The sequence below is a fragment of the Parabacteroides distasonis ATCC 8503 genome (assembly GCF_000012845.1).
GTDB lineage: Bacteria > Bacteroidota > Bacteroidia > Bacteroidales > Tannerellaceae > Parabacteroides > Parabacteroides distasonis.
Genome location: NC_009615.1, coordinates 1,790,535 through 1,816,840, shown reverse-complemented (window position 1 = coordinate 1,816,840; position 26,306 = coordinate 1,790,535). Strand labels below are relative to the sequence as shown.

The 26,306-nt window shown below is 45.2% G+C and carries 23 protein-coding genes and 2 pseudogenes; 15 read left to right on the top strand and 10 right to left on the bottom strand.

Features of this window, described 5'->3' with window-relative positions:
* The first annotated feature begins 86 nt into the window (after positions 1–86).
* On the top strand, positions 87–977 hold the full coding sequence (locus BDI_RS07750; protein WP_008780291.1) for a 1,4-dihydroxy-2-naphthoate polyprenyltransferase: 891 nt from the start codon (positions 87–89) through the stop codon (positions 975–977).
* Here the strand turns inward: BDI_RS07750 and BDI_RS07745 are convergent.
* Together BDI_RS07745 and BDI_RS07740 are read right to left on the bottom strand one after the other, a co-directional pair.
* Positions 963–1,895, bottom strand: a complete 933-nt coding sequence (locus BDI_RS07745) for a DMT family transporter (RefSeq protein ID WP_005855838.1) — start codon at positions 1,893–1,895, stop codon at positions 963–965. The genes BDI_RS07750 and BDI_RS07745 overlap by 15 nt on opposite strands.
* A gap of 152 nt (positions 1,896–2,047) precedes the next feature.
* A pseudogene (locus BDI_RS07740) lies at positions 2,048–2,248 on the bottom strand (SDR family NAD(P)-dependent oxidoreductase); the annotation flags it as partial.
* Between the two features lie 120 nt (positions 2,249–2,368).
* Between BDI_RS07740 and BDI_RS07735 the strand changes: the two are divergent.
* Positions 2,369–3,445, top strand: a complete 1,077-nt coding sequence (locus tag BDI_RS07735) for a linear amide C-N hydrolase (protein WP_005855840.1) — start codon at positions 2,369–2,371, stop codon at positions 3,443–3,445.
* Between the two features lie 127 nt (positions 3,446–3,572).
* Here BDI_RS07735 and BDI_RS07730 read toward each other — a convergent pair whose 3' ends face one another.
* The 5 genes from BDI_RS07730 to BDI_RS07710 all read right to left on the bottom strand — a co-directional run bounded on the left by BDI_RS07730 (position 3,573) and on the right by BDI_RS07710 (position 6,970).
* A complete protein-coding gene (locus tag BDI_RS07730) occupies positions 3,573–4,118 on the bottom strand; it encodes a DJ-1 family glyoxalase III (protein ID WP_005868002.1) in 546 nt (181 codons plus the stop codon).
* Positions 4,119–4,127: 9 nt separating this feature from the next.
* Complete coding sequence (locus BDI_RS07725) at positions 4,128–4,982, bottom strand: energy transducer TonB family protein (RefSeq protein ID WP_011966501.1); 855 nt, start codon at positions 4,980–4,982, stop codon at positions 4,128–4,130.
* Positions 4,983–4,987: 5 nt separating this feature from the next.
* A complete protein-coding gene (locus BDI_RS07720; RefSeq protein WP_005855860.1) occupies positions 4,988–5,398 on the bottom strand; it encodes an ExbD/TolR family protein in 411 nt (136 codons plus the stop codon).
* A 91-nt stretch (positions 5,399–5,489) separates the two neighbouring features.
* On the bottom strand, positions 5,490–6,200 hold the full coding sequence (locus BDI_RS07715) for a MotA/TolQ/ExbB proton channel family protein (RefSeq protein ID WP_005855862.1): 711 nt from the start codon (positions 6,198–6,200) through the stop codon (positions 5,490–5,492).
* A gap of 53 nt (positions 6,201–6,253) precedes the next feature.
* Positions 6,254–6,970 carry a pyridoxine 5'-phosphate synthase gene (locus BDI_RS07710; RefSeq protein ID WP_005855864.1) on the bottom strand — a complete coding sequence of 239 codons (717 nt, stop codon included), beginning with the start codon at positions 6,968–6,970 and terminating at the stop codon, positions 6,254–6,256.
* Between the two features lie 84 nt (positions 6,971–7,054).
* Here BDI_RS07710 and BDI_RS07705 point away from each other — a divergent pair, with 84 nt between their 5' ends.
* The 12 genes and pseudogenes from BDI_RS07705 (at position 7,055) to BDI_RS07650 (ending at position 21,109) form a co-directional block, all read left to right on the top strand.
* A complete protein-coding gene (locus tag BDI_RS07705; protein ID WP_005855866.1) occupies positions 7,055–7,714 on the top strand; it encodes a CBS domain-containing protein in 660 nt (219 codons plus the stop codon).
* Between the two features lie 15 nt (positions 7,715–7,729).
* Entirely contained in the window at positions 7,730–8,605 is an 876-nt protein-coding gene (locus BDI_RS07700) for an NAD kinase (RefSeq protein ID WP_005855867.1), read from the top strand.
* Positions 8,606–8,850: 245 nt separating this feature from the next.
* Complete coding sequence (locus BDI_RS07695; protein WP_041525570.1) at positions 8,851–9,813, top strand: glycosyltransferase; 963 nt, start codon at positions 8,851–8,853, stop codon at positions 9,811–9,813.
* Positions 9,814–9,832: 19 nt separating this feature from the next.
* A complete protein-coding gene (locus BDI_RS07690) occupies positions 9,833–10,522 on the top strand; it encodes a hypothetical protein (RefSeq protein ID WP_011966499.1) in 690 nt (229 codons plus the stop codon).
* 680 nt (positions 10,523–11,202) lie between these two features.
* Positions 11,203–12,084: an AraC family transcriptional regulator gene (locus BDI_RS07685; RefSeq protein ID WP_005855873.1), complete on the top strand. Its 882-nt coding sequence runs from the start codon at positions 11,203–11,205 to the stop codon at positions 12,082–12,084.
* Positions 12,085–12,225: 141 nt separating this feature from the next.
* On the top strand, positions 12,226–13,794 hold the full coding sequence (locus BDI_RS07680; protein WP_011966498.1) for a PAS domain-containing sensor histidine kinase: 1,569 nt from the start codon (positions 12,226–12,228) through the stop codon (positions 13,792–13,794).
* Positions 13,795–14,082: 288 nt separating this feature from the next.
* On the top strand, positions 14,083–14,622 hold the full coding sequence (locus tag BDI_RS07675; protein ID WP_008771771.1) for an FHA domain-containing protein: 540 nt from the start codon (positions 14,083–14,085) through the stop codon (positions 14,620–14,622).
* 339 nt (positions 14,623–14,961) lie between these two features.
* Positions 14,962–16,161 (top strand): annotated as a pseudogene (locus tag BDI_RS07670) (MFS transporter).
* Between the two features lie 61 nt (positions 16,162–16,222).
* Entirely contained in the window at positions 16,223–17,665 is a 1,443-nt protein-coding gene (locus tag BDI_RS07665; RefSeq protein ID WP_011966495.1) for a TolC family protein, read from the top strand.
* 27 nt (positions 17,666–17,692) lie between these two features.
* Complete coding sequence (locus BDI_RS07660) at positions 17,693–18,679, top strand: HlyD family secretion protein (RefSeq protein WP_009276350.1); 987 nt, start codon at positions 17,693–17,695, stop codon at positions 18,677–18,679.
* 62 nt (positions 18,680–18,741) lie between these two features.
* Positions 18,742–19,917, top strand: a complete 1,176-nt coding sequence (locus BDI_RS07655; RefSeq protein ID WP_009276351.1) for an ABC transporter permease — start codon at positions 18,742–18,744, stop codon at positions 19,915–19,917.
* Complete coding sequence (locus BDI_RS07650) at positions 19,901–21,109, top strand: ABC transporter permease (RefSeq protein WP_008771774.1); 1,209 nt, start codon at positions 19,901–19,903, stop codon at positions 21,107–21,109. Before BDI_RS07655 ends, BDI_RS07650 begins: the two co-directional genes overlap by 17 nt.
* Here the strand turns inward: BDI_RS07650 and BDI_RS07645 are convergent.
* On the bottom strand, positions 21,101–21,826 hold the full coding sequence (locus tag BDI_RS07645; RefSeq protein ID WP_011966494.1) for an MBL fold metallo-hydrolase: 726 nt from the start codon (positions 21,824–21,826) through the stop codon (positions 21,101–21,103). The two genes, BDI_RS07650 and BDI_RS07645, sit on opposite strands and share 9 nt — an antisense overlap.
* 125 nt (positions 21,827–21,951) lie before the next feature.
* Here BDI_RS07645 and BDI_RS07640 point away from each other — a divergent pair, with 125 nt between their 5' ends.
* Positions 21,952–23,679 (top strand): tetratricopeptide repeat-containing S1 family peptidase, encoded by a 1,728-nt coding sequence (locus BDI_RS07640; protein WP_011966493.1) that lies wholly within the window; start codon positions 21,952–21,954, stop codon positions 23,677–23,679.
* 208 nt (positions 23,680–23,887) lie between these two features.
* Here the strand turns inward: BDI_RS07640 and BDI_RS07635 are convergent, their stop codons facing one another.
* Together BDI_RS07635 and abc-f are read right to left on the bottom strand one after the other, a co-directional pair.
* Positions 23,888–24,598, bottom strand: coding sequence for a phosphatase (locus BDI_RS07635; RefSeq protein ID WP_011966492.1), 711 nt, complete (start codon positions 24,596–24,598; stop codon positions 23,888–23,890).
* Complete coding sequence (gene abc-f, locus BDI_RS07630) at positions 24,595–26,214, bottom strand: ribosomal protection-like ABC-F family protein (RefSeq protein ID WP_011966491.1); 1,620 nt, start codon at positions 26,212–26,214, stop codon at positions 24,595–24,597. Before abc-f ends, BDI_RS07635 begins: the two co-directional genes overlap by 4 nt.
* Between the last annotated feature and the right edge of the window lie 92 nt (positions 26,215–26,306).

Below are 26,306 nucleotides of genomic sequence, written 5' to 3'. Positions count from 1 at the left end.
ATATACAAGTATTTCTTTAGATAATAACAACAGTATATGTTATTTGTTTTTTATTTTTGTAGTTATTTTAAGAATAAAACAATAGAATGGAGAATAACAGATCGAGAATTCAAGCTTGGTTAGAGGCGGCACGTCCGAAAACGTTGCCGGCATCATTTAGTCCGGTATTAGTTGGGTGTGCGCTGGCTTACAGGGATGGAGTATTTAAATTGGCTCCGGCGATCCTTTGTGTTTTGGTGGCTTTACTTGCCCAGATAGCCAGTAATTTTGCCAATGATTATTTTGATTTTAAGAAGGGGGCGGATAAGGAGGACCGGTTAGGCCCGGAGCGAGCGGTGGCTTCCGGTTGGATAACTCCTAAGGCAATGCTATGGGGGACTTTTATCACGTTGGGGCTTTCTTGTCTATGTGGCTGTTTCTTGTTGTTCTTTGCCGGCTGGGAGCTCATCGGTGTAGGAATTGCTATTGCGATTTGTGTCTTGGCTTATTCAGCAGGGCCATTTCCTTTGGCTTATAACGGGCTGGGGGATGTGTGTGTCGTATTGTTTTATGGGATTATTCCGGTTTGTTTTACGTATTATGTACAAGCATTATCGTTTTCCTTATTGTCATTCTTGCTTTCGTTGTCATTGGGGCTGTTGTCCGCTAATATTTTGATCGTGAATAATTACCGGGATTATGAGCAAGATAAGGCGGCTCGTAAACGGACTACGATTGTGCTATTCGGGCGTACGTTCGGGTTGGTAACTTATTTGCTGAACGGTATATTGGCTTTTTTGATCACGCTGCCTTTATTGATGGATGCCTCACCTTGGCTTGTTTGTTTATTCGCGGCTTTTAGCGTGCTGTTTGCCGCCACATGGCTGGAGATGAAACAGTATCAAGGCCGTGAGCTTAATAGAACTTTAGGGCATACGGCACGGAATGTATTTATCTATGCCGTGTTGCTTTCAGTTGTATTGTTATTTGGTTCTTAAGATGTGCCGTGCTTTGAACAATCGCTTGGCCTCATGGAGATTTTTCTGTATGTATTTGGACAGGATAATCAATGTAACCGCTACGATAATCAGTAAGATTCCTAAAGCGAGGTGAGGGGTGAAAGGCTCTCCAAAGACTAAAACACCTACGCAGACGGCTGTCACGGGTTCTGTTGCTCCCAGTACGGAAGTTAGGGTGGAACCGATATGGTGTACGGCTTGTACCAATGTAATGTTAGATACTACGGTTGGCAAGAAGGCTAATAAGACGAGGTTAATAAAAGAGGGCAGGTCTGGAATGGGTTGGATTCCTGTTCCTGCCTGTGCTTTTATGAAAAATAAAGAGGTACTGACGATAAATACATAGAACGTAAGTTTTCGTCCCGGCATATCATGTACCCTCGATTTATTGACGGTGACGATATAGAGGGCATAAGCGACGGCGGAAAGTAATACGATGATTACGCCTAGCCCGTTTAATCGCATCTCTCCTCCATCAATGGATAGACGGGCTACTCCACAAATAGCGAGCCCGATCGCCAAGAGCGTAATCCATGATGTTTTTTCTTTGAATACAAACAGCATGAATAGGGTTACGAATATCGGATAGGTGAAATGTAGAGTCGTGGCGATTCCCGCCGCCATAAAATTATAGCCCCAAAACAGGAACATTGCCGAGCCTGTATAAAAAGCACCCAATAAAATCAATATCGGTAGGTTTCGCATCTCTGTTCTGAAAGATTCCTTTTTTGCTAGAAGCATACCCGATAAGGCGATGGCCGCGAATAAGAAACGATAGAACAATATCGAATCAAACCGCATACCCTTCTCCATAAGAGGCAATGTAAACAAAGGGATTAAACCGAATGTAACAGAAGTCGCTATTCCATAAGCGAAACCTTTTAGATTATTATTCATATTATACTTTTTGATAAAATGACCGCAAACATACAAAAAAGTCTTGAAATAACATGGGGTTAAAATGCCCCTGCTACTTTTGTGGCATTATATGCTAAATGTATAAAGAGAAGGAATCGCTCTCTTACTAATAATGTAAATAAGAACTTTCATCAATGTGAAATATCCTCTATCGTCGGATTATGGCAAGTCATACCTCCATCAGAGATGATAGTCTGTCCGGAAATGTAACGGGTTAAATTGATGACGCCAGCTTTGCTCATACCATAAAGAGTTCCCCGGAAATCTCCTGTCAATCCTCCAATGGAGGCTACGTTTACGATGCTTCCTTTTCCTTTTACGGTCATTGAAGGGGTCGCTAGCATGTCCAATGCCGCTTGCTCCGCCGGTAATAAGTGCTGTTTGTCTATCTAAAATTTCTTTTCTTGAAAACATCCTTTTCCTGTCGCTTGTTTTTATCAAAAATGATACTTATGAGACATTTCTTTATTTTATTTGCGATTGCCGGCTTGCTTATTAATCCTTCCGCTGCAGAGGCTTGCACCGGTATTACCTTAAAAAGCAAGGACAGTACGACTATTGTAGCACGTACGATAGAATGGGGTGGAAGTAATTTGAACAGCCAGTATGTCGTGGTTCCAAGAGGATACACCGAACGATCGTATACTCCGAATGGGGTTGATGGAATGACTTTCACGGCACGTTATGGATATGTGGGCTTGGCAGTGGAGCAAAAGGAATTTATCGCCGAAGGACTCAATGAGGTTGGGTTATCGGCTGGATTGTTTTATTTTCCAAAGTACGGTGAATATGAGAAATATAATGCCGCAGTTCGGGATAAAAGTATCTCTGATCTGCAATTAGTGTCTTGGTTGTTGGGGGAATGTTCAAATGTAGAAGAGGTGAAAGAGGCTGTTAAGAAAGTGCATGTTATCAATATAGATCCCCGTGCGTCTACCGTTCATTGGCGGTTTGCCGAGCCGTCGGGACGTCAACTGGTTCTTGAGATTATTAAGGGTGAGCTACACTTCTATGAGAATACGTTAGGAGTTCTGACTAATTCTCCCAGTTTCGAGTGGCATCTGACGAACCTGAATAATTATGTTAATCTTTTCCCGGGTACGGCCCCCAATCAACAATTAGGAAATATCGAGTTGTCTTCATTTGGTGCGGGAAGCGGTTTCCTTGGGATTCCGGGCGACGTAACTCCACCGTCACGTTTCGTTCGTGCGGCTTTTTACCAAGCTTCGGCCCCACAACAAGAAACCGCATTGGAAACGGTCTTCCAGTGTTTCCAGATATTGAATAATTTTGATATTCCCGTAGGGATCGAATTCCCATTAGGGCAAGTTCCTTGCGATATACCGAGCGCTACTCAATGGACTTCGGTTACGGATATGCGAAACCATGTGATTTATTACCGTACGATGTACAATAGCGTTATTCGGAATATAGATTTACGTTCCATTGATTTCTCCACGGTTCGTTATCGTGCGGTATCCATGGATGGGACGAAGCGACAAGCGGTTGAAACGATCAAAATAGAATAGGGCAGTGAGCTCTTTGGGGGATATCTCGTAAGTCAATAGGATAGGTGATAAAACTCAATGGAATAGGAAACATAACTCAATGGATTACGTTCCCTATTCTATTGGGTTTCGACTGATGATCTAAATCTTATAATAGTAATCCGGCCGCAACTTCCTCCGCAACTGCGTCACCTTTTAGTACAGATACTAAAGCTAGGCCAAAATTGAATACCAAGCCCGGTCCTCTACCGGTTACCACATTTCCATCTACCTCGACAGCCTCGCCTGTTACGGTGGCACCAATCAATTTCGGTTCGAACCCGGGGTAGCAAGTGGCTTTGCGACCTTTTAACAAACCTAGACCGCCTAATACCATCGGAGCTGCGCAGATAGCCGCTACGATACGTCCTTCACGGTATTGTTGTAATAAGACTTCTTTCACCGGTTCCGAATTGTTCAAGTTGGATGCTCCGGGCATGCCTCCGGGTAAGATCAAGGCATCAGCATCCGAAAGATCGATTTCGGTAAATGTGGCGTCAGCCGTATATTCCATATTGTGAGCGCCAATCACTTTACGGTCGTCTGTGATGGAGACTGTTTTCGTGTCTATACCTCCGCGACGCAAAATGTCTACGGTTCCCGTGGCTTCCATTTCCTCGAAGCCATTCGCTAAGAATACGATCGCTTTCTTCATAAGATTCAATTATTTAAATTTGTACACGTAAGTAATAGTACCACTCTGGTTATTAGCGCCGCTGATACTGTTGAACTTCGCCTTTCGAGCCGCGTCCAAAGCGCTTTTACGCATGGAGGCGTTGTCGATATTAGTTCCCCGGCCTACCTCGGCAAATATAACGTTGCCTTTCGGATCTACGGTTATATTGATAACAATACGCCCCTCCTCTTGGATCGTATAAGCGGGACGGGGGAGACCTCCGGCACCAATGGAACGGCCGTTCAAATTAAATGATCCGTAACCGCCTACGCCTTCATTCGCCCCGTGATCAGAGTTACCGAACGGACTTCCTTGGTTACCGGTTCCGCTTTCAGCGTCGCCTTGGCTGTTACCCTCGGCGTTTCCCATACCAAAAGCTCCGGCCACCTTGTTGCTAATGGCTTGTTCCTTCTTGCGGCGTTCCTCGGCCAGACGTCTCTTCTCGGCTTCTTCCCGGCGGATACGTTCTTTCTCCTCCTCTTCTTTCTGTTTCTTCTCAGCCTCTTGTTTCTTGCGTTTCTCTTCCTCATTCTTCTTTTTAGCCTCCTCAAGGGCTACGCTTTCCTCGATATCTTGAGTGATGAGTTCCTGCTTGGGTGTTTCCACTTGCGGCTCCGGTACGGGAGGAGGGGGAGTGGTCGTTTCCTGAGGCGGTTCTTGCCCGGTATATTTGGGCTCGAACATTCCGGCGGCGGCATCTACATTCCCGAAATTAACGAGTACACCCCCGTCTTCATCCGGTACCTCGGTTTTCAATACGGTAAACCAAAGTATCAGTAGAATGACACCGTGAAAAGCAACGGTACCGATCAAACTGTATATGTCATCCTTATTCAGTCTCATATCTGTTATTTCTGCGGACGGGTGGCAAGCACCATCTTGAATTTATTCTCGTTCGCTATATTCAGTATCTTTACAATCTCTTTGTAAGGCACGGTCTCGTCGGCATATAAGGCGACGAACATCTCCGGTTCCTTTGCGTAACTATCTTGCAAGAAAGGAGTGATCTCATCAAATGAGACCTGTACCTCTTTTTGCTTTCCAAATGCCACGTAGTAATTCAAGTTCGCGTCTATCGTTACCCTCGTAAGAGGTTTCGCCGCTGTTTGCTTTTGCGCTTGCGGCAAGGTAACCTTGATGGCGTTCGGGATTACTACGGTAGAGGTAACCATGAAGAAGATCAGCAAGAGGAATATGACGTCGGTCATAGAGGCCATGCTGAACGCTTCGTTTACCTTTGTTCTTCTTTTTAGAGCCATAATTTTTTATAATTGAAAATTGAAAATGGAGAATTGAAAATTAAATAGAGGAGAGTTGGCTCATCTTCAATTTTCAATTCTCCATTATCAATTAATTAGCCGGTTCATTTAATAAATCCATGAATTCCATCGTACGAGCCTCCATCTTGTTCACGACGTTATCTACTTGAGATACCAGATAGTTGTACGCGAACAATGTAATGATACCAACTACCAGACCGCCAACGGTTGTTACCAAGGCCTCATAGATACCGCCGGATAATAGGGAGACATCAACATTGGTGCCTGCGTTTGCCATATCGAAGAAAGCACGTACCATACCGGTTACCGTCCCAAGGAAACCAAGCATGGGAGCTCCGGCGGCGGTCGTAGCGATCAAGGGGAAACCTTTTTCCAGTTTAGCGATCTCCAAATTTCCGACATTCTCGATCGCTACGAGTACATCGTTCATCGGACGGCCCAAACGGGTAATACCTTTCTCGATCATACGGGCGGAAGGCGTGTTGGTGCTCCTGCATAAATTGAGAGCCGAGTCCACTTTTCCCTCGTGAATATAGTCTTTGATACGATTCATGAACGTCTCGTCTTCTTTTCCCGCACGGCGAATGATGATCAGACGTTGAACAAAAATATAAATAGCCATCAGAGAGAGCAGTAACAATACCACCATAATCCAACCTCCCTTAAAGGCAAGGTCTATCACATTGATTTCCGCTTCCGTAGGAAGGGTTACAGCCGTTAAATCCGGCATTTGATCTGCCGCCTGAGAGCCCACGGCCTGTAGTGAAAGTAAAATACTCATCGTTTCGAATTATGAATTATAATTTATGATTTATAACTATAAACTGTCACTTGTCAACTATTCAAGCATGCCTTGTATAAAGCGATCGTCTCTTGCAAACCATGGTAGAGCGCATCACAAATCAAGGCATGGCCGATAGAAACCTCCTCCAGCCAAGGGATATTCTTGTTGAAGAAAGCCAGATTTTCTAAGTTCAAATCGTGTCCGGCATTTACGCCTAATCCTAAGTTTTTAGCTAATTGCGCGGCCTCGACAAAAGGAGCGATCGCTTTGTCACGATCTTCCGGATAATAGGTCGCATAAGGTTCCGTATATAATTCAATACGGTCCGTACCTGTTTTCGCCGCTAGCTCGATATTCGCCAAGTCTGTTCCGACGAAGATGGATGTACGGATTCCTTGTGAGGTAAAGGTGTCTACCAATTCGCTTAAGTAATCGAAATTGTCCTTTACGTTCCAACCTGAGTTCGACGTGATGGCATCCGGAGCGTCCGGAACCAGTGTGACTTGGGTCGGTTTTACCTTCAATACCAAGTCGATGAATTTATCACAAGGATAGCCTTCTATGTTAAATTCTGTCCGGATAAGAGGTTTTAGTCCATAAACATCGCTATAGCGTATGTGTCGTTCATCCGGACGGGGATGAACCGTAATTCCTTGTGCCCCGAATAATTCACAGTCTTGCGCCACTTTCAGCACGTTTGGCATATTGCCACCTCTCGCATTACGAATAGTAGCAACCTTGTTAATGTTTACACTTAAATTTGTCATTGTATATCGTATATCTTTTTTCTTTCATTACATTTGCACAAAAGTATCGGCAAATTTAGCAGGATTTAGGGAATTAACAGAATAATGTTGGTGAAAGATTTCATAACAAAGGAAATTCCGGTGTTAAAAAGTTTTGACACAGCGGAATATGCGTTGGCATTAATGGAGGATTTTAAACTCAAGCATCTTCCGTTATTGAGTGATAGCGCATACCAGTGTTTAGTGTCGGAAAAAGACTTATTGGCGCTGCCGGATCCTTCGGCTACGATCGGTGAGCCGGTTTTATTCGCTCCGGCGATTTCGGAAAATAGACATTTACATGAAGCGTTGGCAATGATAACCCGATATGGATTGAGCCTGTTGCCTGTGGTTTCCGTGGACGGAACTTATTTGGGGGCGATTACCCGGGATCGTTTGGTGGATGCTTTATCCGAGCTATGTAATGCGGAGGCGGCTGGAAGCGTGATCGTATTGGAAATGATGCCACAGGATTATTCATTAACGGATATCGCCCGTTTGGTAGAGGCGAATAATGCCCATGTCCTTAATTTGCTATCCCATCAAGATAAAGATACGGGCCGTCTGCTTATAACCCTTAAGATCGATTTGGAAGATGCCTCTCCCGTGATCCGTAGTTTCGAGCGTTTCAATTATACGGTGCTTTATCATTTTATGGAGAAGGGGATGGTGGATGATATGTTGCGGCAGCGGATGAATGAGTTATTACATTATATGAATATGTAAAGTAAGGAGCGTAGAATGAAAGTTGGAATATTTGGAAGTGAATATCAGATCGAGAGACAGAATCTGATTAAACGCCTGTTTGAGAAGCTTCGTGAACAAGAGGCTGATATTTATGTGGACAGCCCTTTTTATACATTCCTTACCGATGCTTTTGGTTTTGAGCCAGTGGTGAGCGGGCTATTAGTGGGTGATGAGTTTGATCTGGATATAGCCCTTAGCGTGGGAGGAGATGGTACGTTCCTTCGTACGGCGGCCCGGGTAAATAAACAGGATATCCCTATTTTAGGCATTAATACCGGACGGCTGGGTTTCCTTGCGGATGTCAGCAGTAATGAGGTTGAGGATACGCTGGATGAGATTTTTAAGAATTACTATAAGGTAGAGGAACGAACCCTCTTGCGTTTATATACGGAAGACCGTGCGTTTCGCGGATATAATTATGCCTTGAACGAGATCGCCGTGCTGAAGCGTGATAGTTCCTCGATGATTACGATTCATACATTCTTGAATGGGGAATATCTGACTTCTTATCAGGCGGATGGTTTGGTAGTGGCTACACCTACCGGTTCCACGGCCTATTCGATGAGCGTAAATGGGCCGATTATCGTCCCGCAAAGTAATAGCATTGTCTTGAGTCCGGTCGCTCCGCATTCCTTGAACGTGCGTCCGTTGGTGATTCCGGATTCAGATATAATAACGCTTCGGGTAGAGAGCCGGAATAAATATTTTCTGATCTCTTTGGATGGACGTTCGGAAATATTCCCGGCAGGTATCGAATTAAAGATGAGCAAGGCCGATTATACGACGAAAGTCATCAAGCGCTATAACCATACTTTTTATCAGACGCTTCGGGAAAAATTAATGTGGGGGGCAGATGTGCGAATGAAATAATATTGTGTGCGTCCAGTCTTTGTCCAAATAGTAGCGGATAGTATTGTATTTTGTAAGCTATTGATAAATAGATTATTCTGCATGAATGAACTGAACGTATCTTATGTCTTTTGTCCAGTTTTTCTATTATGGGGTAAAAAATAGGGGGTATTCGATGTCCAGCTATGTCCTCTATTTGTCCAGTGCCCTTTTTTGATACACGCTTTTTAACTCTTTACTTTTGTCGGCAGATTAAATCTAGCTTAATGGAAGTATTTTCAATTATTATTCCTGTCTACAATCGTCCGGAGGAGATAGACGATTTATTAAACAGTCTTACCCGGCAGACATATGTACATTTTGAGGTTATCGTAGTGGACGACGGTTCTTCTATACCTTGTGAGTCCGTAGTCAATGCCTATAATGACCGCTTGAGGATTCGCTATTTCTATATAGAGAATTCAGGCCCGGGCTTGGCTCGCAATCAAGGGGTACGTTATGCGGAAGGAGAGATCGTGATTGTCTTGGATTCGGATTGTATCGTTCCGGCCAGCTATCTGGAACAAGTACACGAGTCCTTGATGCGTTATAAGGTGGATGCCTTTGGTGGTGCCGACAGGGCGCATTCTTCTTTTTCCGCTATACAAAAAGCGGTCAATTACTCGATGACTTCTTTCTTTACGACAGGAGGGATCCGAGGAAGCCGGAGACATTTGGATACATTCTATCCTCGGAGTTTTAATATGGGAATGCGGAAAGAGGTGTATGAAGCCTTGGGTGGTTTCTCTGATATGCGTTATGGAGAGGATATAGATTTTAGTATCCGGATTTTTGCGGCAGGCTATAAATGCCGTTATTTTCCGGGCGCTTGGGTCTATCATAAGCGAAGAACAAATTTCGTCCAGTTTTTCCGGCAAGTATGGCATTCGGGGTACGCTAGGATTATCTTGTACCAGAAGTACCCGGAATCATTGAAATGGGTACATTGCCTGCCGGCCTTATTTGTGGTAGGTCTGCTGGGAGTATGTATTTCCGCTTTTTTCGTTCCAAAGGTATGGGGGCTATTGTTATTTTATATTTCGCTGATCTTTTTTGACGCTTTAGTGAGAAATAAGAACGGAATCGTTGCGTTGTTATCTATCATAGCGGCTTTTGTCCAATTGATCGGATATGGGACAGGCTTTTTGGAAGCGATTTGGAGAGAGGGAATTCTAAGAAAGAAGTATTAAGATAATAAATACTATTTATATGAAGTTTGCGCTGCACACATCTACTGCCATAAGCTCGGTTCTAAAGGAGCCGGAGCATTTCTATGTAGATATTTATTATCTGATCATTTTAATCATCGTTACTTTTGCCCTACTTTTATTATCTTTTTTACGTTATCACCTTTATAAGACAAAAAAGGAGAAAGAACTGAGAGAAATAGCGAGTCTTGTGGATAAAAATGAAATCTTGATACAACGTTATAGTCGTGAGATGTCGCACATCAAGGAGCAATTGGAAGCGAAGGAGAAATGCTTGATGGAATACCAGCATGCGGCTCAGTGGAAAGCGCATCGTGACGTGGAATCCTTGATCAAGGAAAAGGAACGTTTGGCGAAGTGTTTGCTGGAACAGTTGGATACGTTCAAGAAGTTGAAGATACTTTCTAAATCGGAAACGATATTGCCGGATTCGGATTGGAGAAACTTGATCGAGATCGTAAATACTCTTTATGATGATTTTATAAGTCGTTTACGTGTCGCTTATCCGGATTTGACGGAGGATGCCATTCGTTTTTGTTGCTTGATCAAATTGCGGCTAACCTCGGCGGAGCTGATGTCAGTCTTGAATGTGACGAAGGACGCTATCTATAAACGCAAATTTCGTTTGAAAAAAGAATTGATGCCAGATGATGATCCTCGTTCCCTCGACGATTTCTTGGGAAGCTATTAGATCTGAACGAATAGTTTTCTTGTTAATAACTATGTTTTAGGGCATGATTTCGTTAAATCGAGTTAAGCGAATGAATTTTGCAAATAATTCAGTATGCTACATAACATAAAACCACCTATATTTGTACTGTGTTTTTCATGGTATTAGATTTAAGGTTAACAATTGAGATTGGCTGTCCGTGACGGATAGCCTTTTTTTGTATAGAGGCATGAATACACGAATTTTTGAGAACACTGCTTAAGCGCCCCTTTCCGAGGGTAACATCCATACTTTCAAAGTAAGCTAATTTCATCGGCAAAGTAAGTTAACTTGCTTTGGTATTTCAGCTAACTTACTTTGTCAATGAAGCTAATTGTATTTTTATGATCTTTTTCGGTTATTCTTTGTCTGTTTCGATTTTGTATACAATTGATGTGTTTTTGTACGCTTTTAGTTTAGTTATGCATTTAATAGTCAATTTTTTATTATATAATTTTGTCTTGTGTTTTTTTATGATTTCCTTGGTTAGCTGTTAGCACCAATTGATATATAAGGTTTGATGGCTAATAGAAGAGGGGGTAAGGAAAGAAAAATATCAAACGAATATACTTGGGACCTTAACGGACAGAACAAAATATAATATTATTCTGTTGATTGTTGTTGGAGGTAAGATTTCGTATTCCCTTAATTTATAAGAGTATATGCAAGAGAATAGGTATAATACATGTGATCGTTTTTTAGGCGGATTAGAAAAAGACTTTATTATTACGGAACAGATTGAAGATAGTCCATTGACTTCAGAACCTTCTTTTTTGGATTACGGGATAATAGCAGTATGTAATAGAGGTAGTGCGATCATTCATTTGCTTGATAATAAGCATGTATGGAATAAGAATGAATTGATTTTCTTATTTCCGAGACAGTTATGCTCAATGCGGAACGTGAGTGAGGACTTCTCGGCGAAGTTTATCATCATACCACATGTACTACATGGGGATGTATTAAGTTCCTTACGTCATTTTGATCCGGGATTTCATTTTTTCGTGAAGGATCATTTTTACTATAATATAGAGGATAATAATGGTATTGAGCGTTTTCAATCATTTTGCAAATTGATAGAGAATGAGCTTGAGCGGTATCGGGGTAATGGGCTTCTGAGGGAGCGGATTATATGTTACTTGGGGATTTTTTACATGGATGTTTACGACTATTATGTGAAAGTGCGTAAGAAAATCCCTTTCAGGACTAGTTTGAGAAAAGAGCAATTGATCTATGATTTCTGTAGTCTCGTGGCAGAGAATTTCAAGAATCACAAGAATGTCGGATTTTATGCGGATAAATTGAATATAACGACAACTTATTTAAGTGCGATCATGAATGAAAGGTGTGGCATTTCAGCCAAGGAGTTTTTATCTATCTATATAGTGTTAGAGGTAAAGTCGTTGCTACGTGACTCTCGATTAAATATACAGGAGATCGCTATATTGACTAATTTTCCGTCTCAATCGACATTGAATCGCTTCTTTCGTCAACGGACGGGAATGACTCTTTCTCAATATCGAAAACATATATTTTCAACATGATTATGTTTGATTTTCATATTATTTCTATAACTTTAAACTTCTGCTGCAATCGTTATTATCGTTCATTTGTTGTATAAATAACAGAGGAGATTGCTTGATTGATTTAAAGTAGGGAATTAGTGGTTATAATTTAATATGACGATGGGACAATGTAATAAAATGCTAGAGGAAATGAGCTTTAATGCCCTATTCCAGAAATTACCTGTTGGAATTGAAGTTTATGACGAGAGGGGGCAGCTAGTGGATCTCAATAGGACGGACGAGAATTTGTTCGCTATAAGCCGGAAGGATATTATGGGAATAAATCTTTTCGAGAATCCTAATTTTCCAGAGGACAAGATCGCTCGTCTGAAACAGGGAGAAATGGTTGTGTTCGATTGTAATTATGAATTTGATAATATACAAACGAATGAGTACTATAACATAGACCCAAAAAAGGAAGGTATAAATTTACGTCTGTCTATTAAATGTGTGCCGTTGAAAGGAGAGGCTGAAGATATCTGTGGATATGTACTAATGTTTACGGATGAGACGGAAGAATATCAAAAGTCGGAGAAAGTAGAGGAACTGTTCACGAAGTTGAAAACGGTTATGCGTTGCAGTGATTCCTTGCTGTGGGAATATGATGTTAAAACCGATAAGATGCATATCGATCTGGATTTACGTGTTTTAGGTAATAAATCCAGATTGAGAGCAAGTAACTTGACAACGAAAAAAGATTTTTGTGAGATCGTACATCCGGAAGATCGGGAAAGGGTACTTGTACAAGGCTTTGAAAAGATTGTTACGGGTGAGATCGGTGAATATAGTATTCAATACCGACAGCTTTTTGAGGGGCAATATGTTTGGGTGAGAGCGTATGCGTACCCTTATAAATATGATGAGGCGGGAAGACCAGCGAAAATCCTTTATTACTTGATGGACATAACGGATGAGATCGCCATGCAAGATAAATTGCGCTGGGTGGAACGAGAGCGTCAACGGAAAGAATATGAGTTAGCTAAGGCTAAAGAGGCGAATCGGCTTAAGTCTATGTTCTTGGCGAATATGAGTCATGAGATCCGTACGCCTTTAAATGCTATTGTTGGTTTTGCGAATATACTGGCAGAGACCAAGGAGATAGAGGAGGAGGAACGAGAGTTTTATGTGGATATCATTGACAAGAATAGTGAATTGCTTCTGCAATTGATTGAGGATATCCTTGATTTCTCAAAGATTGAGGCGGGAACCTTTGACATTACGAAGAAAAATTTTGATTTTAAGGAGATCTGTGAGGAAACTTATGCGGTACATGCCTTGAAGATTCCGAAAAACGTTCGATTTGTTTTCGACCGGGGCTCACAACCCGTGACCGTTTTCTCAGATCCGAAACGAGTCATACAGGTTATTTCTAATTTCTTGACAAATGCGATTAAGTTTACTTCGGAAGGTGAGATCAAATTAGCCTATAAGGTATCGAATGATGAAATACGAGTTTCGGTCTCGGATACGGGAATGGGAATCTCGGATGACGATTGTAGAACTATATTCGATCGCTTTGTTAAGTTGAACGCTTGCAAACAAGGTACCGGATTAGGATTGGCGATTTGCAAAAATATTATCGAGAAACTAGGGGGACGAATCGGGGTAGAATCTACATTGGGAGTAGGTTCCACTTTTTGGTTTACCTTGCCTTTGAAGGAGATTAAAGAGAATGAACCTAAGTTCTAAGGGAATATATATTATTTTACGGATATGTTTTAAAGCATGGTTTTGTTAAATCTGGTTAAGGAAATGAGATTTGCAAATAAAATATTATGCTACATAACATAAAACCTCTATATTTGCACTGTGTTTTTCATGGTATTAGATTTAAGGTTAACAATTGAGATTGGCTGTCCGTGATGGATAGCCTTTTTTGTTTCAAAAAATCATAACCATGAGATTTTAGGAGTGTAGCTGAAGGTTTTTTCGTAAATTTGCGCTCCGTTTGTAATACTAGATCCTGTATTTAAGTGTATGAAAAGAGTATTCTGTCCAAAATGTGATAATCAGTTGTCTTTTGATGAGACCAAATATCCGGAAGGGAAGGTATTAGCCTTCGTCTGTCCGCAGTGTGGAGCGCAATTTAAGATTAAATTGGGCCGAAAGGTGGTGAAGACGGCTACCGGTGAGGAAAAAGAGGTGAAGGAACCGGATTTCTCTTGCGGTTATATTACCATTATCGAGAATGGTTTTGCTTTTAAGCAAGATCTACCATTAGTGATGGGAGATAATGTGATTGGTCGCCGTAATAAGGATACGGAAGGTGTAGATGTCCCTATTATCACGAGCGATCCAAGTATGGGGCGTAAGCATTGTGTGATTAATGTAAAGAAAGACACTAATGGCAAGTTCGTTTATATGGTGCGTGACTTTCCTAGCTTGACCGGGACTTTTGTGAAAAATGTATTGGTCGGTAAAAAAGAACAAGTACGTATCGGGGAGGGTACGATCGTAACGATTGGCGCTACTACTTTTATCTTACATTCGGCGAACGAGGGAGAAGAAGAGGAATAAATATAAAAAACTTCAGAGGCTGTTCCCGTTAATGATCTCGATCTTTAACTTCGGGTCGGAATGATGGCAGATAAGGGATTTTGGCGTTTGTTTTGGGAGTGAGTTATAAGATATATGCTCATTCCGGGATACAGCTCTGAAGTATCACTGAGAAAACAAGGCTCATAGGTATTAAGATTAAGCCGATTAACATAAAGAAATGAAAAGAACCGAAAGAATAGTTGTATTAACTATGGTTAAAATAGGCTCTTAGGGTTTGTTTTTCTAGAAATTAGCTAACTTTTTGTGTGGTTTTTGAAATGTTAATGAGCATGAGGTTAAATAGAAATATGGACAGTCATGGAGCAGGTTCCTAAACAGCAGCCGGTAAATAAAACAGCATTCCGGGTATTAGTGGCGTTAAGCGTTACGCATTGTTTGAATGATTCGTTGCAATCCGTTATCTCGGCGGTTTATCCACTTTTCAAGGATGATTTAGCGTTGAGCTTCGCCCAAATCGGGTTGATTACGCTTGTTTATCAATTATCCGCTTCTGTTTTCCAGCCTATAACCGGTTTGGTTTTTGATAAGCGTCCCGTGGCTTGGTCGTTACCTATTGGTATGAGTTTTACGTTGGTCGGCTTGTTGAATCTCGCTTTTTCCTCTACGCTCCATTGGGTCTTGATCTCCGTATTCTTGATAGGTATCGGGTCTTCGGTTTTGCATCCGGAAGCGTCCCGGATTACCTCGCTAGCGTCGGGAGGGCGTAGGGGATTGGCACAATCGCTTTTTCAAGTGGGTGGTAATTAGGGCGGATCGTTAGGTCCGCTACTGGTTGCTTTATTGGTGGCGCCTTATGGACGGACTCATATCGCTTTGTTTTCTATACTGGCATTCGTCGCTATTTTGGTGATGATTCCTATCTGCCGTTGGTATAAGGCGTATTTGAGTCGGGTGAAATGGCAGAAGAAGTCGGGTGAGACGCATGTGGAGATGCCTCTTTCTTTGGGAAAAACAGTCTTTTCGATCTCGATATTGCTGACCTTGATTTTCTCTAAATATATCTATATGGCTAGTTTGAATAGCTACTATACCTTTTACTTGATCCATAAATTCGGGGTGAGTGTACAGACTTCGCAGATCTGTTTGTTCGTCTTCCTGATCGCTACGGCCATGGGAACCTTGGCGGGTGGTCCTATCGGTGATAAGATAGGACGGAAATATGTGATTTGGGGATCGATTCTAGGGGCAGCCCCATTTAGCTTGTTGATGCCGCATGTGGGATTCGCTTGGACGATCGTGCTTAGTTTTTGCGTGGGTTTGGTCTTATCATCGGCGTTCCCGGCTATTTTGTTGTATGCGCAAGAGTTGCTTCCTTATAAATTAGGTCTTATCTCGGGACTTTTCTTTGGATTTGCTTTCGGTGTGGCGGGTATAGCCTCGGCCGTATTAGGAAATATGGCGGATCATTATGGAATAGAGGCTGTCTACAACGTATGTGGCTTCATGCCTCTTTTAGGACTGGTTACTTGGTTCCTTCCCAACTTGAAAAAGAAGTAAAAACAATCCTCCCTTTTTCGCTGTTATTACTCCAACTGAACGTCAATTACTAAATGAGTTTATGGTGAGTAATATAGTATCTTACAGTATTCTTTTGCTGTATCTTCTTCCATGCGCTTCATGGAGCCAAGGGAACGATGTGGATTTAAGCTTGGAACAATCTCTCGACCTGCTTCATAAGGAAAATAAAAGCTTGAAAATAGCCGGGAAAGAAGTGGAATGGGCTCGGAATGAGCATCAAAAGCTAAACGCTTTTTGGTATCCGTCGGTGAACGCCGCGGGTGCTTTCGTACATATGTCGAATCCGATAGAGGTACGGCAGTCGCTGAGTAAATATACGGAACCGGCGAAGGAGTTTGTCCATAATTATATCCCGGATAATGAGCTGATCATGTCGGTATTGGATAAGATCGGGCAAGGTACTTTCTCGCTTCCGCTGATCTCCCAAAACATCACTTCTATAGACGCTACGGTGACGTGGCCTGTTTTCACGGGAGGAAAACGTATCTACGCGAACAAGATCGGAAAGACGATGGTCTCTATAGCGGAGGTGAATAGGAATCAAGTGGATGCCAACCAACAATCCTTATTGATCGAGGCTTATTTCGGGCTTCGTCTGGGACAAAGTGTGGTGGACGTAAAAACGGAAGTGTACAATTCTTTGAAAACCCATTATGACCAAGCCCTTAAATTAGAGCAAAACGGGATGATCAATCGGGCCGAGCGTCTGTTCGCTCAGGTAAGTATGGACGAGGCGAAACGAGAACTGGAATCGGCCCGTAAGGATTTAACGGTCGCTCAACAGGCGTTTAAAAGCTTGATTAATATGGAGGAGGGGAGTGACGTACGTACCACGACTCCTTTATTCATTAATGAGGCGCTTCCTCCGGCTCAATACTTCAAGGATCTGGTTCCGATGAATAATTATATAGTCAATCAATTGAAATTGCAGCAGGTTGTAGCCGATAATCAACTAAAGATCGGCCGGTCCGCTTATGTCCCGAATATCGCTTTATTCGGCAAACAGACTTTGTACGCTGATGGACTGGATAAATATTTGTTGCCTCGTACGATGGTGGGAGTTGGTTTTACGTGGAATATTTTTGATGGCTTGAACCGGGAGAAAACCATCCGGCAGGCAAAGATCGCTAGTCAGTCGCTTCGTTTGGGTAAGGAGAAGGCGATTACGGATCTGGAGGTCGGTATCGATAAATTCTACAGCCAGCTACAAAATGCCTTGGATAACGTAAAGGCTTTGGATACGACGATCGAGATGAGCCGGGAACTGGTCCGGGTGCGGAAGAAATCCTTCCAAGAGGGAATGGCTACTTCTACGGAGGTAGTCGATGCCGAGGTTATGCTGGCGAAGGTGAAGACCGCTTTTCTTTTGGCTTATTATCAGTATGATGTAGCCTTGATTAATCTGCTGTCTGTCTGCGGTACGCCGGAGCAGTTCCACCAATACAAGATGGAGGGAAAGACCGAGGAGCTTTTGGGGAATTGAAAATTGAGAATTGAAAATTTAGGAGTTATGGATAAAACTAAGAGATATTTGAGTGTGGCCTTCGTCGCAGTCTTGGCGATTGTTATAGTTGTCTCGTTGATCGGGATGATCTTGTTGAAAAAGAAGCCGGTGATCTTGCAAGGGCAGATCGAGGCAACGGAAATACGTATCTCCGGCAAGTTACCGGGGCGTATCGATACCTTTCTGGTAAAAGAGGGACAGAATGTACGCCAAGGCGATACCTTGGTCGTCATCAATAGTCCGGAGGCGTTGGCTAAATATCAACAGGTGAACGCCATGGAGAACATTGCGAAGTATCAGCACCAGAAAGTGGATGAGGGTACACGAAAGCAAATCATCGCTTCCTTGCAACAATTGTGGAATAAATCCAAATCGGATTTACAATTGGCGAAGATTACCTATGATCGGGTCAATGCCTTGTATAAAGATAGCGTGGTAACCTCACAGCGTAAAGATGAGGTGGAGGCCATGTATAAAGCGGCTGAGGCCGCCGAACGTGCCGCTTATAGCCAATATCAAATGGCGGTAGACGGGGCGCAGATACAAGATAAGGAGAGCGCCCGCTCGTTGGTGACGGCGGCGCAAGGAACCGTGGAGGAGGTGGCGGCTCTCTTACAGGACGCTCGGTTGACGGCTCCGGAATCCGGACAAATCTCAGCTATTTTCCCGAAACGGGGAGAGTTGGTTGGGGCCGGGATGCCAATCATGAACTTAGTCGTATTAGATGACGTGCATGTGGTATTGAACGTACGTGAGGATCGTTTGCCTTTATTTAAGATGGGAGGAACGTTTGTCGCCGATGTACCGGCGATCGATCAGAAGGATATTGAGTTCAAGATCAATTATATCAGTCCGTTGGGCAGTTTCGCTACTTGGAAGTCTACCAAGCAGACAGGTAGCTATGACTTGCGTACCTTCGAGATACATGCCTTGCCGGTGGAGAAGGTGGAGGGATTGCGTCCCGGTATGTCCGTACTCTATCAACTCCCTTGATACTATCCAGTTGTAGAGACGAAGCACGCTCCGTCTCTACAACTAAATAATTTATTGTCGCTATGCTAAAGAAGAGTCCTTTCTATATGGTTTTACGTCGGGAACTGGATCGCATGGTTTCCCGGAGATTATATTTCGGGGTGTGTATCGTGTTGCCTTTGTTCTGTATATTCTTCATGTCTACGATTTTCGGAAGCGGGCAGATGGAGAATATACCGATAGCGGTAGTGGACCAAGACAACACCTCCATGTCTCGGGAGATCATCCGGCAGGTAGAGGCGGTACCGACTTTCCGGGTAACCCGGCATTATACGGACCAAGAGACCGCTCGCCATGCTACCCAAGCAAAAGAAATCTACGGTTATTTAGTGATCCCCAATCAGTTTGAGGCGGATGCCACGGCGGGGCGTGACGCTACTTTATCGTATTATTACCACTATGCCTTGTTGAGCGTGGGCGGTGAGGTACGTGGGGCCTTCGAGACCCTGCTGCGTACGCTTTCGCTCGCCCCGGTGGTTGTGCAAGCTACGGCGATGGGGGTGGGGGAGAATCAGATAACCACCTTCCTATTACCGGTACGATCCAGTAGCCACCCGCTGTTCAACCCGGATCTGGATTATTCCGTTTATCTGAGCAATCCTTTTTTCTTTGTCTTTTTCCAAGTGATCATTTTGCTGGTTACGGTGTACGCTATCGGTAGCGAGATCAAGTTCCGGACAGGCGATGAGTGGCTGGAGGCGGCACGGATGAACATGTTCGTGGCGGTGGTGGGCAAACTGCTCCCTTATACGATTATCTTTTGTATCATGAGCGTCTTCGCTAACTATATCATGTTCGGGGTCATGCATATTCCTTTCGCTTGCGGTTTCTGGCCATTGAACTTGACGGCGATCTTGTTCGTGGTCGCTACGCAAGCGTTGGCGGTATTCCTGTTCTCGTTGTTTCCCGCTATAGCGATCGTGATTAGCGTGGTGTCTATGGTCGGTTCGCTGGGGGCTACTTTATGCGGCGTTACTTTCCCGGTCGATTCCATGTACGCTCCCGTACATTACGCCTCGTACCTGTTTCCGGTACGGCATTTCGTGGAGATCAACCAGAACTTATTGTATGGCGATTACGGATTTCCTTATACATGGGTAAACGTAAGTTCGTTGTTTGCGTTTATGTTATTGGCATTGGTGCTGTTGCCACATTTGAAAACCGCTATTTTAAGTCATAAATATGAGAACATCCGATAATATGAAAGGAACCTTGGCGGATATCGCTTCCTTGGTCAAGGACGAGTTTAAGACGATCTCCACGAGCTACGCTATCTTGCTCGTCTTGGTAGGAGGTATATTTCTCTATGGCCTGCTGTATAATTATATGTATGCCCCGGATCTGGTGCGTAACGCCCCGGTGGTAGTCGTCGATGACTCAAAGACCGACTTGAGCCGGGAGTACATCCGTTTACTGAACGCCACTCCGCAAGTCTCGGTAATCGCCGATGGTTTAGATTACGCCGAGGCGCAGGAGTGGATGAAGGAGGGGGATGCCGTAGGTATCTTGTATCTTCCCTCTGATTTCGAGACCCGGGTGGCACGAGGGAATGAATCCCTGTTTATCATGTACCAGACGACAAGCGCCTTCCTATATTATATGGCGATGCAGGAGGCGTCCAGCGGTGCCATGTTGGCGTTGAACGATCGGTATCGTCCGGAGATGTTGGTGTTCTTGCCCCAGCAAGACGCTTCCAAGATCGTTTCGGCGCAACCCATATCAGTGGTCGGGACGGCGTTGTATAATTTTACGGAAGGATATGGAACCTATTTGATCCCGGCGGTATTGATCGTCATTATGTTCCAGACCTTGTTGATGGTGATCGGTATGATAAGCGGGGAAGAGCGGGATTCGGGTACCATCGTTCGTTTCGCTTCCGAGGGATTATCCTTTGGCCGGATCGCTAGGGTGATAATCAGCAAGACCTTTGTGTATTGCGTATTGTATACGATTTTCGCTTTGTTCTTGTTGGGCTTGATACCGCTATTGTTTGGCCTGCCGGATATCGGTAATTATCTGAACACCTTGATCCTGCTGATACCCTTCTTGCTGGCTACCAGCTTCTTTGGGCTGGCCGCCTCTTATTTCTTTACGGACTCGGAGGCTCCGTTATTGATGATCGCCTTCTTCTCGGTAGGCTTGATCTTTCTTTCCGGAGTCTCTTATCCCTTGGAATTGATGCCTTGGTATTGGCAAATGGCCCATTATATCATTCCGGCGGCTCCCGCTACGCTGGCCTATGTACAGCTCAACTCGATGGGAGCGTCGATTGAGCAAGTCGGTGTGGAGTACGTGACGTTGTGGGTGCAATGTGCCGTTTATTTCCTCTTGGCTTGCTGGGTGTACCGGCGGAATATCTTAAAGGCTAGCCGTGCCTTGTCGTCATTGTAGCTCCCGTATCCTGACGTCGATGCCGCTATCTTTCAAGGCATCTTTCAACTCGCCGATCTTCGTATCCCCGTAATGGTAAGGGTATAAGATTTTAGGCGAGAACATCCGGGCCGCTTTCGCCGCTTGCGAGACGGTCATGGTATAAGGCTGGTTGACGGGAAGGAAAGCGATATCGATGTCTTTCAGGTCTTTCATCTCCGGGATGTCTTCCGTATCGCCGGCTATATAGACTCTTAGTCCGTCGAACGTGAGGATATAGCCATTATCCCGGTGGCGGGGGTGATATTTATCCCGTCCGGGTGTGGTGTTATAGGCGGGGACGGCCTCTATCTTCATATAGCTGATGGAGGTATCCGTATCGCCGTTTTTCAGGACCTTCCCTTTTCCCAGCTTCTTTTGGCTGTTCTCGTTGGCGATGATTTCCGTATCGCTTTTCTCGACAGCTTGTATCGCTTTCGGGTCCAGATGATCGCCATGCTCGTGGGTGATCAAGATGATATCGGCTTTCGGGAAAGTCGTATAATCGGCGTATTCGGAGACAGGATCTACCTGTATCGAATGATTGTCGTACGTAAGCATCAGGCTGCCGTGCTTGATGAACGTGATGGTCAGTTCTTTTCCGCTCTTGGTCTTGAAAGAATCCGAGGCGAAGTTACTAGCGGAGGCTAAGCTCGCCATGAATAAACTACACATAAGCATACATGATTTTAGTCTCATAATCTCGCGGTTTTTTATAAGTGTTTCCGCAAATATACTCATAATAGATTAATTCCCTAATTTGTTCGCCTATCCGGTATAAATATTTACATTTGCGACGTATATTCTGATAACATGAAAACGAAATGAGAAGAATTGTTCTGTTGATTACGATTTGTTGCCAAGTATTTTGGGTGGCGGCGCAAAAGAAAGCGCCCAAATGGATGGATAAGCAACGAAAGGCGGTGGTTACCGTCACCACTTATGGAAAAGATAACCAGAAGAAAGCGTCCGGTACGGGATTTTTCATAACCGAGACCGGTGAGGCGTTGTCCGGCTATTCCTTGTTTAAGGATGCGGCGAGGGCGACCGTGACCGACGCTGACGGAAAAGAATATCCGGTAAGCCGCATCTTGGGGGCTGATGAATTATATGACGTGATCAAGTTCAAGGTAGAGGTGCCGAAGAAAGCCGTGTTCTTGCCGATCGCCCGTGAGCCGATCTCGCAAGGAGCTACCGCTTATCTGATGCCTTACTCGACCGGTAAGATCACGAAGTTCGGGGAAGGACCGGTCTCGGAGGTCAGTAAGTTGAAGGAGCCGTTCAGCTATTATAAATTGTCGATGGCGCTGGAAAGCGGGCAGGTAAACGCTCCTGTATTGACGGCGGACGGCGAGGTGTTCGGCTTGGCGCAGGAAGACGCGTCGGGGAAGAAGGAAGATTCCTACGCGGTCTCGGCGGGATATGCGAATAGCTTGACGATTCAGTCGGCGGACGCCTTTAATTCCACCTATAGCCGGATTGGTATCCGGAAGGCGTGGCCGGCGGACGCGAGCCAAGCGCAGGTCTCCTTATACCTGATGGCAAGCTCGCAAGACCCGAAGACGTATCTGGCTACCTTGAATGATTTCATCGCCACTTTCCCGGATTCTCCCGACGGGTATTTGAACCGTGCCAATCATTACGCTTACCACCGTGCGGATCTGGCTCCTACGGAGGCCGAGCAGGGGGCTTGTCTGGATAAGGCGTTGGAAGATATAAACACGGCTTCCCGCTTCAGCGAGCGGAAAGGGGATGTCTGGTTCAACCGAGCCAAGCTGATCTACGGTGTGGCCGCCGCGGATACGACCTTGAATAAGGAGCAGTGGACCGTCGATGCCGCTACCGAGGCGATACAAAAAGCGATCGGGGAGGAGGACTTGCCGGTCTATCGCCAATTGGAAGGGGACATCCATTTTTATAAAGGAGATTTCGAGCAGGCGTTCGCTGATTATATGAAGGTGAACGATAGCGATATGGCTTCCTCTACCTCTTGGTATTGGGCGGCGAAGGCGAAGGCGAATATCCGGGGCGCTAACTTCGGGGATATCATCGCCTTGCTGGATAGCGCCATCGCCAAATGCGGCAACCCGCCAACGAACGAGGCCGCTCCCTATATCTTGGAACGGGTGGATCTCCGCTTGAAACTGATGCAATACAAGGAGGCCGTGGACGATTATGATTTATACTACGATCTCTTGAAAGGACAGGTCGGCGACCGCTTCTTCTATTACCGCGAGCAAGCGAAGTTCCGCATGAACGATTTCCCCGGAGCCTTGGCTGATATCCAATCCGCGATCCGCTTGAATCCGGGCGACCCGACTTATCCGGCGGAGGAAGCGTCCGTATATATCCGTATGGAAAACTATGATCAGGCGTTGAGGAGCTTAGAGAATGCCTTGCGGATCGCTCCGGATTTCGCCTCTTGCTACCGTCTGCGAGGCATCTGCTACGTCCGTCAGGGTAAGAAGGCGGAAGCGTGCGAGGCTTTCAACAAGGCGAAGGAGTTGGGTGATCCTGTCGTGGACAAATTAATAAAGGAACATTGTAAGTGACGAGATATCCGGGCAGGTATGCACGTCCGTATCTACCCAGCTGCAGGTCCGTATCTGTCTGGTTGCAGGTCCGTATCTGTCTGGTTGCAGGTCCGTATCTGTCCGGTTGCAGGTACGTATCTGCACGGATGCACGTCCGTATCTACCCCGCTGCAGATACGTATCTGCGCGGTTGCAGGAATGTATCTGCCCGGATGTAAGGCACCGCTTATCTCCCTATGAACTTCTTGAACGCCTCTACCTTGTCGTTCAATATCAATTCCTCCGGAAATCGTGTCTCTTGCAATAACTCGTAGATATGATCGTACCGGGCTATATCGAAAGAGATATGCGCGTCGCTCCCTAAAATCACAGGAACCTCGTATTTCTTGCATAGGCGCAAGATCGTGAGGTTATTATCCCGGGCGGTGAGTTTCTTGCGGACCGGGTTGAGAGAGCTGTTGTTGATCTCCAGCAACGTGTGATGCTCTTTGGACGCTAATACGATAGGCTCGAAATCCACCTCGGCCGTGCCGTCTCCCGGGTGGCTGATGATGTGGACATGCGGGTTGCGGATCGCCCCGATCATCGCCTCCGTGTTCTGCTCGACCGTTCCCGGTTTGTAGCAAAGCGAGTGGATGCCCGCTATCCGGATATCCAGCATCGGGAAGTACTCCTCGCCCATATCGATCGTACCCTTATAGTCGATGATGTTCAATTCCGCTCCGAGCAATAACTCGACACCGTATATCCGGCGGGGAACCACATGTAGGTTGCGGAAGTAAATCGGGGAGCATGCCCCCGGTATGCCGGGGGCATGCTCTGTTATACCTAGTAACTTCAATCCTTTCTCGGAGGCGGCCACTGCCATTTCTTGCAGGGTGCTAAAGGCATGCCCACTGGCTACCGTATGGGTATGCACGTCAAGTAACGTCTTCATAAATTCGTCTTTAACCTACCCGCGAAGGTAGTTATTATTTGGTGGATACCCAATTCCCGGATAAAATAAGCGTCGTGCGAGATCAGCAAGATCGTGCCCCTGTACGCACGGACCATGGAGGTGATAATCTCGATGCTTTGGATGTCGAGATTATTGGTCGGCTCATCTAGGATAAATAGGTCCGGAGTCTGGTTACTGATCATCAAGCAACAGAATGCCAACCTCATTTTCTCGCCTCCGCTCAGCTTCCCGCAGCTCTTCTCCCACGTGTCGTGCGGGAAGAGGAAACGGTTTAGCAAAGTCTTGATCTCGTGCTCTTGGAAATGACGCTCGTTGAAGGCTTGCGCTTGCTCGTACACCGTCCGGCCGTTCCGGACGATCGAGTATTCTTGGTCGATATAGATAGAGGAGAAATCCGCACGGATCAAGGAACCGCTACGAGGCGGTAACTGGCCGGTAATCAACTTCAGCAAAGTCGTCTTGCCGGAACCGTTATCGCCTTGTATCAGCCACCGTTCCCCACTCTTGATCTGGAAGCTCATCGGGGAGGGCCATAGATCGCCGGCCTCGGCGTAACCGAAATTGATCTCCTTGGCGGTAACCAATATCTTGCCTTCGTGTAAGCCGGATGCGCTGAAATCCAGTTTCATGCCTTGAAGGTCGGGTAGGGAGGAGAGCATTTGCTTTAGCTCGTTGGCAAGGTTCTCCATCTTGTCCTCGTGAACCTCTTTTAGTTTGGAGGCGCTTTTCTCGGCGTTCTCCTTCAATCCGCCCATCATGATCCGGGGGATTCCTTTCCGGACGCTTTGCTTCTCTCCCCGGGATTCATGCTTTTGTTTTCGCTCGGCTACCTCACGGGCGGTTTTCCTGACCCTGCGAAGCTCTTTCTCCTTCGCTTCCAGTTTCTCTTGCATGGAAGCCTGTTCCTGTTCTTTTTGTTCCTTGTAGAAATCATAATTACCCCCGTAAAGGGTGATCCCCCCGACGGATAATTCCGCTATGGAAGCTAATAGGTTCAATAAGGTACGATCGTGGCTGACGACCAACAAGGTGATACGGCAAGACGTGATGAAATCGTATAACTTCTCCCGGCTGCGCCTATCCAGATGGTTAGTCGGCTCATCCAATAGCAGGATCGAGGGTTGGTGGATCTCGATTCCGGAGAGGAAAACCTTGGTTTTCTCGCCGCCACTTAATGTGCGCATCGGTTGGGAGAGGAGGATATGCTCCAAACCCCAAGCGTGCAGGGCGGCGAGGCTCCGTTCCTCGATCGTCCAGTCATCCGCCAGCGTATTGAAATTAGAGAGGGAGGCGTCGCCCTCGGTAATCGCCCGCAAGGCTTCTAGTTTCCCGTCGATACGTAGGGCCTGGGCCACCGTCAGGTTATCATATTGCCCGAAATGCTGGGGTACGTAATAGGGTGGGGTCGGATAGATAATCTCCCCTTCCTGCGCTTGCAAGGTTCCAGCCAAGATACGGAGGAAGGTGGATTTTCCCGATCCGTTGTTCCCGACTAAGGCTACCTTTTGCCCCTTGTTGATCGTCAAGTCGATCCCCTTGAATAAGACTTGATTGTCCGGATGTATATACGTGATTTTTTGCGCTACGATACTCATAGTGTGAACTGATTTAAAATGTGAGATACTAAAATGGATAAGAAATACCGATGATGATCGGTTTCACTATAGCCTCGAATCTGTCGTCACGA

Bases quoted from the DNA above. Each gene is read 5' to 3' on its own strand.
- BDI_RS07695 (WP_041525570.1), top strand. From the start codon at position 8,851: ATGGAAGTATTTTCAATTATTATTCCTGTCTACAATCGTCCGGAGGAG.
- BDI_RS07745 (WP_005855838.1), bottom strand. From the start codon at position 1,895: ATGAATAATAATCTAAAAGGTTTCGCTTATGGAATAGCGACTTCTGTT.
- abc-f (WP_011966491.1), bottom strand. From the start codon at position 26,214: ATGAGTATCGTAGCGCAAAAAATCACGTATATACATCCGGACAATCAA.
- BDI_RS07680 (WP_011966498.1), top strand. From the start codon at position 12,226: ATGGGACAATGTAATAAAATGCTAGAGGAAATGAGCTTTAATGCCCTA.
- BDI_RS07660 (WP_009276350.1), top strand. From the start codon at position 17,693: ATGGATAAAACTAAGAGATATTTGAGTGTGGCCTTCGTCGCAGTCTTG.
- BDI_RS07665 (WP_011966495.1), top strand. From the start codon at position 16,223: ATGGTGAGTAATATAGTATCTTACAGTATTCTTTTGCTGTATCTTCTT.
- BDI_RS07750 (WP_008780291.1), top strand. From the start codon at position 87: ATGGAGAATAACAGATCGAGAATTCAAGCTTGGTTAGAGGCGGCACGT.
- BDI_RS07675 (WP_008771771.1), top strand. From the start codon at position 14,083: ATGAAAAGAGTATTCTGTCCAAAATGTGATAATCAGTTGTCTTTTGAT.
- BDI_RS07710 (WP_005855864.1), bottom strand. From the start codon at position 6,970: ATGACAAATTTAAGTGTAAACATTAACAAGGTTGCTACTATTCGTAAT.
- BDI_RS07635 (WP_011966492.1), bottom strand. From the start codon at position 24,598: ATGAAGACGTTACTTGACGTGCATACCCATACGGTAGCCAGTGGGCAT.
- BDI_RS07735 (WP_005855840.1), top strand. From the start codon at position 2,369: ATGAGACATTTCTTTATTTTATTTGCGATTGCCGGCTTGCTTATTAAT.
- BDI_RS07725 (WP_011966501.1), bottom strand. From the start codon at position 4,982: ATGAGACTGAATAAGGATGACATATACAGTTTGATCGGTACCGTTGCT.
- BDI_RS07730 (WP_005868002.1), bottom strand. From the start codon at position 4,118: ATGAAGAAAGCGATCGTATTCTTAGCGAATGGCTTCGAGGAAATGGAA.
- BDI_RS07655 (WP_009276351.1), top strand. From the start codon at position 18,742: ATGCTAAAGAAGAGTCCTTTCTATATGGTTTTACGTCGGGAACTGGAT.
- BDI_RS07645 (WP_011966494.1), bottom strand. From the start codon at position 21,826: ATGAGACTAAAATCATGTATGCTTATGTGTAGTTTATTCATGGCGAGC.
- BDI_RS07700 (WP_005855867.1), top strand. From the start codon at position 7,730: ATGAAAGTTGGAATATTTGGAAGTGAATATCAGATCGAGAGACAGAAT.
- BDI_RS07640 (WP_011966493.1), top strand. From the start codon at position 21,952: ATGAGAAGAATTGTTCTGTTGATTACGATTTGTTGCCAAGTATTTTGG.
- BDI_RS07650 (WP_008771774.1), top strand. From the start codon at position 19,901: ATGAGAACATCCGATAATATGAAAGGAACCTTGGCGGATATCGCTTCC.
- BDI_RS07685 (WP_005855873.1), top strand. From the start codon at position 11,203: ATGCAAGAGAATAGGTATAATACATGTGATCGTTTTTTAGGCGGATTA.
- BDI_RS07720 (WP_005855860.1), bottom strand. From the start codon at position 5,398: ATGGCTCTAAAAAGAAGAACAAAGGTAAACGAAGCGTTCAGCATGGCC.
- BDI_RS07690 (WP_011966499.1), top strand. From the start codon at position 9,833: ATGAAGTTTGCGCTGCACACATCTACTGCCATAAGCTCGGTTCTAAAG.
- BDI_RS07715 (WP_005855862.1), bottom strand. From the start codon at position 6,200: ATGAGTATTTTACTTTCACTACAGGCCGTGGGCTCTCAGGCGGCAGAT.
- BDI_RS07705 (WP_005855866.1), top strand. From the start codon at position 7,055: ATGTTGGTGAAAGATTTCATAACAAAGGAAATTCCGGTGTTAAAAAGT.